This is a genomic window from Clostridium sp. YIM B02555, assembly GCF_022320955.1.
In the GTDB taxonomy this organism is placed as follows: domain Bacteria; phylum Bacillota; class Clostridia; order Clostridiales; family Clostridiaceae; genus Clostridium; species Clostridium saccharoperbutylacetonicum.
Genome location: NZ_JAKJJY010000011.1, coordinates 157732 through 170151 on the forward strand (window position 1 = coordinate 157732; position 12420 = coordinate 170151).

Annotated in this window: 10 protein-coding genes; 7 read left to right on the forward strand and 3 right to left on the reverse strand. The window is 28.9% G+C overall.

Annotation, left to right across the window (positions count from 1 at the left end; genetic code table 11):
- Positions 1-167 precede the first annotated feature (167 nt).
- Together L3B98_RS16410 and L3B98_RS16415 are read left to right on the forward strand one after the other, a co-directional pair.
- Positions 168-410, forward strand: a complete 243-nt coding sequence (locus tag L3B98_RS16410) for a late competence development ComFB family protein (RefSeq protein ID WP_238917529.1) — start codon at positions 168-170, stop codon at positions 408-410.
- A 159-nt stretch (positions 411-569) separates the two neighbouring features.
- Positions 570-1490: a CorA family divalent cation transporter gene (locus tag L3B98_RS16415; protein WP_238917530.1), complete on the forward strand. Its 921-nt coding sequence runs from the start codon at positions 570-572 to the stop codon at positions 1488-1490.
- Positions 1491-1641: 151 nt separating this feature from the next.
- On the opposite strand, the gene cax is transcribed toward L3B98_RS16415, so the two are convergent.
- Positions 1642-2691, reverse strand: coding sequence for a calcium/proton exchanger (cax, locus tag L3B98_RS16420; RefSeq protein WP_238917531.1), 1050 nt, complete (start codon positions 2689-2691; stop codon positions 1642-1644).
- A gap of 226 nt (positions 2692-2917) precedes the next feature.
- Here cax and L3B98_RS16425 point away from each other — a divergent pair, with 226 nt between their 5' ends.
- Together L3B98_RS16425 and L3B98_RS16430 are read left to right on the forward strand one after the other, a co-directional pair.
- Positions 2918-3295 carry a VOC family protein gene (locus L3B98_RS16425; protein WP_238917532.1) on the forward strand — a complete coding sequence of 126 codons (378 nt, stop codon included), beginning with the start codon at positions 2918-2920 and terminating at the stop codon, positions 3293-3295.
- A 27-nt stretch (positions 3296-3322) separates the two neighbouring features.
- Positions 3323-5356 carry a penicillin-binding transpeptidase domain-containing protein gene (locus L3B98_RS16430; RefSeq protein WP_238917533.1) on the forward strand — a complete coding sequence of 678 codons (2034 nt, stop codon included), beginning with the start codon at positions 3323-3325 and terminating at the stop codon, positions 5354-5356.
- A gap of 104 nt (positions 5357-5460) precedes the next feature.
- On the opposite strand, the gene L3B98_RS16435 is transcribed toward L3B98_RS16430, so the two are convergent.
- Positions 5461-6810: a [Fe-Fe] hydrogenase large subunit C-terminal domain-containing protein gene (locus L3B98_RS16435; protein WP_077363686.1), complete on the reverse strand. Its 1350-nt coding sequence runs from the start codon at positions 6808-6810 to the stop codon at positions 5461-5463.
- 229 nt (positions 6811-7039) lie between these two features.
- On the opposite strand from L3B98_RS16435, the gene L3B98_RS16440 reads away from it, so the two are divergent.
- Complete coding sequence (locus L3B98_RS16440; protein WP_077363684.1) at positions 7040-7432, forward strand: hypothetical protein; 393 nt, start codon at positions 7040-7042, stop codon at positions 7430-7432.
- 57 nt (positions 7433-7489) lie between these two features.
- Here the strand turns inward: L3B98_RS16440 and fba are convergent, their stop codons facing one another.
- A complete protein-coding gene (gene fba / locus L3B98_RS16445; RefSeq protein ID WP_015393393.1) occupies positions 7490-8356 on the reverse strand; it encodes a class II fructose-1,6-bisphosphate aldolase in 867 nt (288 codons plus the stop codon).
- A 296-nt stretch (positions 8357-8652) separates the two neighbouring features.
- Here fba and L3B98_RS16450 point away from each other — a divergent pair, with 296 nt between their 5' ends.
- Both L3B98_RS16450 and L3B98_RS16455 read left to right on the forward strand, forming a co-directional pair.
- Positions 8653-9111, forward strand: coding sequence for a YhcH/YjgK/YiaL family protein (locus tag L3B98_RS16450; RefSeq protein WP_015393392.1), 459 nt, complete (start codon positions 8653-8655; stop codon positions 9109-9111).
- 573 nt (positions 9112-9684) lie between these two features.
- A complete protein-coding gene (locus L3B98_RS16455; RefSeq protein WP_077363680.1) occupies positions 9685-12168 on the forward strand; it encodes a CoA-disulfide reductase in 2484 nt (827 codons plus the stop codon).
- Positions 12169-12420: the final 252 nt, after the last annotated feature.

A 12420-nucleotide genomic window follows, 5' to 3' on the forward strand; every position in this document is an offset into this window, starting at 1 on the left:
ACATAACATATAGAAACATATATAATTAATGATATAAATGTTATTATTTAGTTTATTTTATTACTAAACTGATGTTATAATGTTTTTATTATTGTTTAGGGGTAACAATAATATCAAAAATATTAGGGGTATAAGGGAGAGATGTAATGTATAATGTTATAAACTACATGGAGATATGGGTAAATGAATATATGGATGTGTTATTGGAGAGATCAGGCGGATGCAAATGTGATAATTGTAAGAGAGATATTTTTACGTTATCACTTAATAATTTGAAACCTTGTTATGTGGCAACCCCTATAGGAAACATAATGGCTAGGTTGGAAAGTACTAAACAACAATTTGAGACCGACATAATTGTAGAAATTACAAAGGCAATAAACAAAATTAATTCTAATCCAAATCATTAAATTTAAAATACATATTTTGTTTAATCTTAGAGCTTAGATTAACTTAAAAAATGTTTATACTTATTTACTTAAATATATGAAATATAAAATAAATTTATATTTCATATATTTATTTTTAGACAAATTAATTAGCATAATAAAGAAAACAGGTGATTTATAATGATATATTGCTTAAAAAACGACATTTTGAATAAAGATTCCATTGAGGAAATAGCATTAAATAATGATAAATTATTTATTGGAGTAGTTACTTTTAATGAATTGAGAGAATTAGCACCTAAACTCAACATAAATGAAAAAATATTAAATGATTGTTTAAATGGAAGGACCTCAAAGTTTGAAAGTTATGAGGGGTTTGATTATATTGCTATAAAAATTCCTAAAATAGAGGATATCTTATCTCAGTCAAGAAGAGTATGTATATTTTTGGATAGTAATGTACTTTTATTTATCGGTGATAAAGAAAAACTTTTAGATGATATTACTTCAAAATGTGAAATAGAAGAAATAAAGTGCACTAGTCTTTGTAAAATGCTCTATATATTTTTTGATAAGCTTACATCGGAAGATACTTATCATATTGAAAATATTGAAAAAGAAATTACTGAATTAGAAGATGGGTTATTGACTTCAAAGAATGATAATTACTTAAATAAAATAATTATTCTAAGAAAGAAGTTATTGAAGCTAAAGCGATATTATGAAAGACTTTTAAATATTGCTGAAACTATAGAAGAGAATGAAAATGAATTAATTGATGAGAAGACAATTAAATATTTTAGAATGTTTACAAATAGAATTAATAGATTATATCAAGGTGTCAATAATTTAAGAGATTATGTCACACAAGTTAGAGAAGCATATCAAGCACAAGTTGATATAAATCAAAATACATTAATGAAACTTTTTACAGTTGTGACTACAATTTTTTTACCACTAACATTAATAGTAGGCTGGTATGGAATGAATTTAAAAATGCCAGAATATAATTGGGATTATAGCTATCCATTAATTATTATAATAAGCATTTCTATAATAATTTCTTGTGTTTATTGGTTTAAAAAAAATAAATGGATTTAAATGTTGATTTATAAAAAGAGGGACTAAAAATTAAATACAAGATACGTATACTTATTACAAGTATATCATGGGATATTTGAATAAAAATAAAGAAGTATATAAGGGATGTTTTATAAAACATCCCTTATATACTTATGTTCAAGTTTAAAGATTATAAAATAAAAAATGATGCAGCTATTATAAAATATACAGCAAGAAGTTGTACTCCTTCAAGCCAGTTTGATTCTCCATCATTGGACACCCTATTAGCTATAAAAACTGCCACGATAAGGGCAATCAATTCAAATTCGTTAAAAACAATACTCATAGGAGTAAATATCAAACTAATAAATATCAAGATTGGAGCCACAAAAAGAATTATTTGTAAGCTAGAGCCTATAGCAATTTCTAAAGCTACATCCATTTTATTTTTCATAGCCATTATTACCCCAGTGCTATGTTCAGCAGCATTTCCAATAATAGGTATAATGATAATTCCTACAAAAAATTCACTAAGTCCTAAACTTTTAGTTACTGATTCAATACCACTTACTAAAAATTCACTTTCAATAGCTATTAATACAGTTGCAATTATTAATACTAAAATTGCTTTCTTTAAAGACCATTTAGGATTAGCAGATCCTTCTTCTTCCAAATTAACTGAATAAATATCTTTGTGAGTAAAGAAAGAAAAAACTAAACTTAATACATAAATAATTAGCATAATTACTGCAACAACAATACTTAAACCTTCATATCTTGTGTTTAGTAACGATGGATCTACAGTATGTGTGAATAATGCAGGCACGCACAAACCTACTACGGCAAAAAGAAGCATACTAGAGGAAACTTCTACTACTTTTTTATTGAAGGATTGGGTTTTGTATTTTAATCCCCCTGCGAGCATACTTGCACCAAGCACTAATAAAATATTTCCTATTACTGCACCAGCTATAGATGATTTCACCACTTCGAATAGTCCTTGTCTAAGGGCGAAAAAAGATATTATAAGTTCAGTAGCATTTCCAAAAGTACCATTTAGAAATCCACCTATCTTAGGTCCTGAATAAAATGAAATCTCTTCAGTTCCTTCACCCATAAGTCCTGCTAATGGTATAATTGAAAGAGCAGCAAGAACAAACATTATTGTAGGGGAAACATGTAAAAATTCAGCAATGAAGCTTATTGGTATAAAAATTAGTAAATACTTTAAAAATTTCAAGTAATTTAACCTCCTTATGTTGTAAAAATTAAAAAATGCCAGTAAGAATATTATGCTATATTATACTGATAAATACAATAATATAGAGCTTTTTAATTTTAACAATGATTTATTACGAAAATTTGGTATTTTTACATTGTAATTAATATGTTATATTATAATAGAAATATTTTATGGAATATAAATTTTTTTATTAATAATAAATTAGAATAAAGGGGGACATTATATGTCAGTTAAATTATTACATACTTGTATTAGAGTTAAAAACTTAGAACAATCATTAAAATTTTATAGAGATGCTTTAGGACTTGAAGAAACTAGAAGAAAGGATTTTCCTGAGCATGCATTTACTTTAGTTTATTTATCGGATATTAATAAAGATTATGAAATTGAACTTACTTATAATTATGATTCAGATGGATATGATATAGGAAACGGCTTTAGTCACACTGCTATTGGGGTGGAAAATCTTGAAGAAATGAGAGAAAAGCATGTTGCTTTAGGCTATGAAGTTACATCTTTAAAGGGATTACCAGGAGAACAACCTAAATATTATTTTGTTACAGATCCAGATGGATACAAAGTTGAAGTTATAAGACTTTAGAAATATAAATTTTGAAGGGATGCTTGTATGGAGAAGAAGAAAAATGTTTATGTCATCATAGGGACATCTGTAGTAGTCATTCCATTTATAATATGTGTTGTAGCTTTCTTAATATATAATAATGTTCATAAGCCACAAGATAAATTAATAGAATACGTTAATTTAATAAATGAGAAAAGTTATGATAAAATGTATGAATTAACTGATTCTGGCACAAAGCAGAAAATTTCCAAAGATGATTTTATTGCAAGGAATAAAAATATCTATGAAGGAATGGAAGTTTCAAAACTAAAAGTTGATATTAAAAATGTAAATAAAAATGGAAGCCTAGCAACTATAGAGTATGAAACCAGTATGGATACATTATGTGGAAATTTAGAATTTTCAAATAGTATAGTGTTAAGTAGAGAATTAGGACAGGAATATAAAATACAGTGGGATTCAAAGAATATATTCCCGGATCTCACTGATTATGACAAAATTAAAATTAAAACTATGAAATCTAAAAGGGGAGATATTTTAGATAGAAATGGAGTACAGTTGGCAACTGATTCGATTTCTTCAAATGTTGGAATAGTTCCAGGTAATTTGACCAGTGATAAAGAAAAGGCAATTAAAGAGGCTGCGAAGTTACTTGAAATTTCACCAGAATATATTAACAAACAAATTAGTGCTTCTTATGTCAAAGCTGACATGTTTATTCCAATAAAGTTAATACCTTATGGTGATTCAAGAATTCCTGAGTTACTTAAAATTTCAGGTATAAAAATTAATGATAAGGATTCTAGAGTTTATCCATTAGGGGAGCAGGCTGCACATCTAGTAGGGTATATTCAAACTATAAATAAAGATGAACTTGATAAACATAAGGATCAAGAATACAATGATAGCTCGGTTATTGGTAAAGCTGGTCTTGAAAAAGCATTTGAAGATACGCTTAGAGGAATTGATGGCGCTGAAATTTATATTCAAGGTAAAGATGGTGAGAAAAAAAAGTCACTTATAAGTAAAGAAGTTAAAGATGGTGCTGACTTGAAATTAACAATCGATGCCAACTTGCAAAGTTTGATATATAACCAAATAGGTAATGATAAAGCAGCTTCAGTTGCTATGAATCCAAATACAGGTGAAGTTTTAGCTTTAGTTAGCACACCATCTTATAATCCTAATGATTTTGTATTGGGTATGTCTAATGATAAGTGGACAAATTTAAATAATGATCCTAATAAGCCTTTATACAATAGATTTCAAGCAGCTATTGTCCCAGGTTCGTCATTTAAACCTATAACAGCTGTTATAGGTGTTGATACTAAAAAAATAGATCCAAATGCTGATAAGAATATTAAGGGCTTAAGTTGGAAAAAGAATAATAGTTGGGGAAATTACTCAGTTACAAGGGTAAGTGAGTATGGGGGTGCTTCTAATTTATTAAATGCTTTAGTATATTCGGATAATATATATTTTGCACAGGCAGCAATTGATATAGGTAAAGATGTGTTTAAAGATAAATTAAATAGTTTTGGATTTACAGACAAAATGCCTTTTGAATATCCATTGTATAATTCTCAATTTTCAAGTAATAAAGAATTCAAATCGGAAGTTCAACTGGCTGATAGTGGTTATGGTCAAGCAGAAGTTTTAGTAAATCCAGTTCATTTAGGTGCACTATACACAATGTTTGAAAATAATGGAGATATACTAAATCCAACTCTAATATATAGTGGTTCTCATGACAATAAAGTTTGGAAATCTAATGCAGTATCAAAAGAAGCTGCTAATTTAGTACTTCAAGACTTGATTCAAGTAGTAGAAAATCCTGCTGGAACAGGACATGCTGCTTTTACTACTGGATTAACAATAGCAGGTAAAACGGGGACTGCTGAACTTAAAGCTTCTCAGACAGATACAACAGGTACAGAAACAGGATGGTTTGTAGGAATGACTACCAATAAAGTACCTAATAATTTATTAGTTGTGATGATGGTAGAAGATGTGAAAAATAGAGGAGGAAGTCATTACGTAGTTCCAAAGGTTAAAAAAGTATTAGAAACAGTAAAGTAAGGATTGTATTGAAGTATAGGATTTAAAATATAGTTTTTATGATTTAGAGATAGCCCACTTTAGTTTAAATATTTGATAGTTAAGCTAAAGTGGGTTGATTTTAATTACAGTTCACGTTCGAAAATACTTACTTTTTCTTTATTATGAAAATCATCTATTGAATGAATATCTAATTTATCTAAAATTTCATCGAGCACTTTGCTATGAACAGGTACTTTTATGGCAGAATTATAAGCTATGTCATCAGCTGCTTCTTTCCCTAAAGTTGTTGGTATTATGGCTTTGGGTCCACCGACACATCCACCAATACAACCCATTCCTTCAAGAAAGTTTGCATTTATTTCACCAGCTAAAGCTTTATTTAGAAGCTCCTTACATTCCTTGACACCAGAAGCCTGAGTAGATTTAAAGTGTTTTGCTTTTTTAGGATAAAGTTCTTTAATAACATCATTAACAGCTATGGAAACACCACCACTTCTAGCATATAATCTTCCACCTCTTGACGCATATTCTCTAGATGGTATGCCTTTTAATTTATCTGGCTCAATGTCTAAAGCTGAAAAAATTTCATTAACTTCTTGAAAGGTTAATACAAAATCAACTGCATCATTCAAGTCTTTTTCTTTAGCTTCAGCTTTTTTTGCTATACAAGGACCTATGAATACAACCTTTGCATCATTATCAAGTCTTTTTATGATTCGAGCTGCAGCAACCATAGGAGAAACTGAAGGAGATAAATCAGGGACTAGTTCTTTATATACCTTTCTTAACATACCAATCCAGAGAGGGCAACAGCAAGAAGTAATCATTAAATCTTTTGGACCATGTATATGTTTATCAAATTCTACTGCCTCTTTTATTGATAACACATCAGCTGCAAGTGCAACCTCGATCATATCAGTAAAACCAATTTTAATAAAGGCTTCACGCAATTTATCTAGAGTTACACTATCTCCAAATTGACCACTTATTGCAGGAGCAACAATTGCAAAGACTTTTTGGTTCTTTTTAATTAAATCTAAAACAGGAATAAAAAATACTTTGTCTAATATTCGTCCATTCTTACAAGCATCTATACAGACTCCGCAATTCAGACAACGTTCATTATCTATATATGTAGATTTATTTTCTTCATTGTATAATATTGCTCCAAATGGGCATGCTTCTTGACAGGGGAATTTTCCACTTTTATTTTCCGAACAATTTTCAGGACAATCTTTTATTTTTTCAATTAATTTTGAATTTACAGTATATTCAGTGATTGCTTTTTTTAAATTATATTTATAATTATTATCAAATTCCATGGAAACCCCACATAAAGATGTTATAATGGAAAAAGTTTCTTGTGGAGACTTTTTATGGCATACCATAATGCGTTCAAGTGTTTCATCGAAATTACCTTCATAATATGATTTTACTAATTCATCAAATAAATCAGTATATTTATTATTCATTTAGACACCTCCATAGTGAAAGTATTATTATATGTTAGTATACATTTATTTTTAAATAAAAATACTTAAAATCAAAATAAGTAAAAAAAATAGATAAAAAAATAGATAAAAAATTAAATAAAAGAAGGGAAAAATGCAAACGTGTAGAATAATACATGTAGGATAATAAAATTTAGTTTATTTGTAAACGTATAAATTATTTGAATGGGATTTTTTAAGGAGGATTGAAATGTTTTTTTATATATTAAATTTGTTGAATGATGCGTTGAAAAAAAATAAAATAGATAATTTACCAGCTTTTGAAATTATAAATGATACGACGTATATTGCAAAATTAGCAGGAATCAAGAGAAATTTTGATTTTAAATGCTTTAATGATAAAATAATCACTATTTTTAGGCTTTTTGGCAAGTATAAGTTAACGTTAACAGATAGTATCGATATACTAGATAAGCTTATTATAAATGAAAAAAATTCTTGGATATTAAAAAATATTTATGGAGATGTATATATATATGAAAAGGAAAAATCAAGATTAGATTTAATATTTTTGATCAATCATATTTTAAATAGGTATAAAATTATGGAAATGGAAGTAAATTTGACTGGATTAGCTTTATAAAATAATGCAAAATAAAATAAGGAGCAACGTAATGTTGCTCCTTAAATTTATTTGAAATTAAGCTTTGTTCACAGAACCAAATAATTCCATTTTTTCTTTAACTGTAGCTTTTATAGCTTCAAAACCTGGAGCTAATAGCTTTCTTGGGTCAAATCCTTTTCCTTCTAAGTCTTTTCCAGCTTCAATATATTTTCTTGTAGCTTCTTGGAATGATAATTGACACTCAGTATTAACGTTGATTTTAGCAACTCCTAAAGAGATAGCTTTCTTTATCATATCTTCAGGGATACCAGTACCACCGTGTAATACTAATGGCATTTCAGTTCCAACAGCTTCTTCGATTTTAGCTAATGCATCAAAATCTAATCCAGCCCAGTTAGCAGGGTATTTTCCATGGATATTTCCGATACCAGCAGCTAACATTGTAACACCAAGTTCAGCAATTTGCTTACATTCGTTTGCATCAGCAACTTCACCTTTACCAACAACTCCGTCTTCTTCTCCACCAATTGAACCAACTTCTGCTTCTAAAGAAAGTCCTTTTGCATTAGTTATAGCAACTAATTCTTTAGTTTTTTCTATATTTTCAGCTATTGGGTAGTGAGAACCATCGAACATGATTGATGAGAATCCAGCTTCGATACATTTTTTAGCACCTTCATAGCTGCCGTGATCTAAATGTAATGCAACTGGTACAGTTATGTTTAATTCTTCGATCATTGCTTTTACCATAGCAGCAACAGTCTTATATCCAGTCATATATTTTCCAGCACCTTCAGAAACACCTAAAATTACTGGTGAATTGTTTTCTTGTGCAGTTAATAATACAGCCTTAGTCCATTCTAAATTATTGATGTTGAATTGACCAACTGCATATTTTCCTTCTCTAGCTTTGTTTAACATTTCTTTAGCTGATGTTAACATTTTACGACCTCCGTATACTTATATATTTATTATAATAACTATAATATGTTAAGAAAAATGAAATTGTTATTTTTATATCAAGTTTCTTTTTTCACCCTTATTATACTCTAAAATTACCTATATGAAAACAAAAAAATGAAAAATATGCTTTTGTAGTCTTAATGTAGAATATTATTGCTTAAGGTTTTTGGTAAAATAATTGAAATTTATAATATATAGGTATATTATAGAAATAATGTTTCTACATACATGATGTAAAGAAAAATATAATTTAGTTTAATTGGAGGAAGAAAGCTATGATTTGTGAAAACATAAAAAATACTAAAGATTACACTGGTATTAATCCAAATTTTAAGAAAGCATTTGAATTTATAATCAATAATAATTTAAACGAATTGAAGGTTGGCAATTATGAGATAGATGGTGATAAAGTTTTTGCATTTGTTCAAGAATATACTACACAAGCAGCAGTAGATAAAAGATGGGAATCTCATGAAAAATATATAGATATACAATATATTATTGATGGAGAAGAAGTTATGGGATATGTTCCAATACATAGTTTAAAGGAATGTGAAGATTTAAGAGCTGATAAAGATTTGATTTTTTATAATGAAATTGAAAAAGCTTCAAGTATTACCTTTTCAAAAGGAGATTATGCAATCTTTTTTCCAGAAGATGGACATAAGCCAGGATGTGCTTTAGGCGAAGGTTCTAAAGTAAAAAAAATAGTTATAAAGGTTGCATGTAAATAAAATATCTATTTAAATATTATAATTTAAGTTACAAAAAAGAATCTTTAACCATTGATGGTTAGGGTTCTTTTTTTATTCTTTGGAAATTTAAATGCAGTAAAATCTATGGATAATATATGAAAAAGGCTATTTAAGTGAGTTGTGTATAAGAAAAGAGTAAAAAACAAATCATATTCGCCTACATAAAATGTTCTCGTATGCAGCATAGCTGCTTTTTCTAATAAAATGTTCTTATATGCAGCATAGCTGCCTTTTCTAATGTGCACATTTTTCTCACATACGTTCGAAAAGGCAGATGCGCACCTATAAAAAGAGTGCGAAGCACAATACGGAACTTAATATTAAAAATCTCCGGCTCCACAGTCGCCTGCTATTTTTTTATGTGATAAAGTCACAGACAGTGTTAAAGTATATAAGTTAAACTCTAGTTAAGATAGTAATTTCAATAGTTTAGGTGATGATAATAAAAACAAATTGTAGATATTTAACAAGTTTTAATTTGTTAAAAAATTAATTTACCAACTTTAGCTATTATTGTATTTAGATAAAAAATTGTAAGAAGGAGAGATTCTTATGGGTAAAAAGATAATCATTGTTGGTGGTGTTGCTGGAGGAGCTTCTACAGCAGCTAGACTTAGGAGGTTAGATGAAAAAGCTAAAATAATTATGATTGAAAAAGGTGAATATGTATCATTTGCTAATTGTGGACTTCCATATTATATTGGAGAAACTATTGATGATAGGGGAAAACTTATTATTCAAACAGTGGAAGAGATGAGTGAAAAGTTTAATTTAGATATAAGAAATTTAAACGAAGTTATGAAAATAGATAAAGAAAATAAAACGGTTAAGATAAGAAATCTTAAAACTAAAGAAGAATATGAAGAAACATATGATGTTTTAGTGTTATCTCCAGGTGCTGCACCTATAAAACCAGGAATAGCAGGTATAGATGAAGCTAAAAACCTATTTACTTTGAGAAATATTCCTGATACAGATAATATAAAAGGGTATGTAGATAATAATAAACCTAAGCACGCCACAGTAATAGGCGGAGGTTTTATTGGTCTTGAAATGGCAGAAAATCTTCATGCTAGAGGTATAAAGGTTACTCTTGTTGAAGCTAGTGATCAAGTAATGGCTCCACTTGATATAGAAATGGTAAGCATAATACATGAGCATTTAATTGATAAAAACGTTGAATTAATATTAAAAGATGGAGTCGCAGAATTTAAGGATAATGGTAAAAAAATAATATTAACAAGTGGCAAAGAAATTTTAACTGACATGATAATATTGTCAATTGGAGTTAAGCCAGAAACAACGATAGCAAAAGAGGCTAATCTTAATTTAAATGAAAGAGGTGCCATTGTAGTTGATAAATTCATGAAAACTTCAGACCCTAATATTTTTGCTTTAGGGGATGCAGTAGAAATTATGGACTATGTAAATAAGAAGCCAACTATGATTCCTCTTGCATGGCCTGCTAATAGACAAGGAAGAATAGTTGCGGATAATATTTGTGGACGAAATGTAGAATACAAAGGAACTCTTGGTTCATCTGCAGCAAAGGTCTTTGATTATACAGTAGCTACAACTGGAAATAATGAAAAGATATTAAAACGTTTAGGTATAGAATATGAGGCTATTCATATTCATCCAAGTTCTCATGCAGGGTATTATCCAGGTTCTTTTCCTATAGCATTTAAAATGCTATTTGAACCTAAAACAGGGAAAATATTTGGAGCACAAGGTGTTGGCTTAGATGGGGTTGAAAAAAGAATAGATGTACTTGCAACTGCAATAAAGGGAAATTTAACTGTTTTTGACTTACAAGATGTAGAATCTTGTTATGCACCACCATATAATTCAGCTAAAGATCCAGTAAATATGCTTGGCTATTATGCTTCAAACATTATTGAAGGACTTACAGAAATAATTCAATGGTATGAAGTGGATAATTTAGATAAAGATAATTCGATTATATTGGATATAAGAGAGGAATTTGAATTAGTTACAGGTGGTTTTGAAAATTCTACTCACATTCCACTTAGCCAGTTAAGAAGTAGATTAGATGAAATACCAAAAGATAAAAAAATATATGTAACCTGCCAAGTTGGGCTTAGGGGATATGTTGCTTGTAGATTATTAAAGCAAAATGGAATTGAATGCTCAAATATTGATGGAGGAGTTAAGACTTATCTTAATGTAAAAAGGGCGGAAGAAAGTATTAAGAATCAATGTAAAAATAAAGATGAAATAAAAGAAGAGGCGGCTGTTATGAAAGAAGATTTAGATATAACTAAAGTTAAGGCAAATATAACATTGAATGCTTGCGGATTACAATGCCCAGGGCCAATAAAAAGAGTTTTTGAAGAAATGAAGAATATGGAAGACGGTAATATTTTAGAAGTTAAAGCTAGCGATCCAGGTTTTGCTAAAGACATAAAATCTTGGTGTGATTCAACAGGAAATACTTTATTAAAATCGGAATTTAGTAATCATGAAAAAGCTTTTGTGGCTTATATTCAAAAAGGAAAAGCAGTTTTATCAAATAAAGAAGTAGTTCAAACACAGGCTACTAATAAAAATGGAGCCACTTTAGTTGTATTTAGTGGAGATTTAGATAAGGCAATAGCATCCTTTATTATCGCTACAGGAGCAGCTTCTATGGGTAAAGAGGTTACTATGTTCTTTACTTTCTGGGGACTTAATATATTAAAGAGTGAATCTAAGCCTAAGGTAAATAAAGATGTTATGGAAAAAATGTTTGATGTAATGCTTCCAGCACATCCTGGAAAATTGCCATTATCACAAATGAATATGATGGGTATGGGTCCAGCAATGATTAAACAAATCATGAAAAAACACAATGTTGACAGTTTAGAAACATTAATAAAAAATGCTATCGATATGGGTGTTAAGGTTGTTGCATGTTCTATGAGTATGGAGCTTATGGGGATTAAGAAAGAAGAATTTATTGATGGAGTTGAAATTGGTGGAGTTGCTTCATATTTAGGAGCTACAGATGATTCAGGCTTGAATTTGTTTATTTAAATTTGCATTCAGGTGATATTTATCCAATAATTCTTTATATTTACATTTAAAAAAGTTAATGATAAAATTTTATATAATTAATAACAAAGTCACTACATTTACAAAAAATAGTTGAATGTAGTGGCTTTTAAATTAATAAAATATATAGATATCCAGCGCGAGAATTAAACTTATATGGTAACTTACCGAAATTAAACACATATTTATTACAGCGGACTAATGAAATTTTCACTGGATGGGTTCTAAGTGGAA

What these genes read in the sequence shown, in the direction of transcription:
- L3B98_RS16410 (WP_238917529.1), top strand. Translation starts at nt 168, where the DNA reads ATGGAGATATGGGTAAATGAATATATGGATGTGTTATTGGAGAGATCA.
- L3B98_RS16415 (WP_238917530.1), top strand. Translation starts at nt 570, where the DNA reads ATGATATATTGCTTAAAAAACGACATTTTGAATAAAGATTCCATTGAG.
- L3B98_RS16425 (WP_238917532.1), top strand. Translation starts at nt 2,918, where the DNA reads ATGTCAGTTAAATTATTACATACTTGTATTAGAGTTAAAAACTTAGAA.
- L3B98_RS16430 (WP_238917533.1), top strand. Translation starts at nt 3,323, where the DNA reads ATGGAGAAGAAGAAAAATGTTTATGTCATCATAGGGACATCTGTAGTA.
- L3B98_RS16435 (WP_077363686.1), bottom strand. Translation starts at nt 6,810, where the DNA reads ATGAATAATAAATATACTGATTTATTTGATGAATTAGTAAAATCATAT.
- L3B98_RS16440 (WP_077363684.1), top strand. Translation starts at nt 7,040, where the DNA reads ATGTTTTTTTATATATTAAATTTGTTGAATGATGCGTTGAAAAAAAAT.
- fba (WP_015393393.1), bottom strand. Translation starts at nt 8,356, where the DNA reads ATGTTAACATCAGCTAAAGAAATGTTAAACAAAGCTAGAGAAGGAAAA.
- L3B98_RS16450 (WP_015393392.1), top strand. Translation starts at nt 8,653, where the DNA reads ATGATTTGTGAAAACATAAAAAATACTAAAGATTACACTGGTATTAAT.
- L3B98_RS16455 (WP_077363680.1), top strand. Translation starts at nt 9,685, where the DNA reads ATGGGTAAAAAGATAATCATTGTTGGTGGTGTTGCTGGAGGAGCTTCT.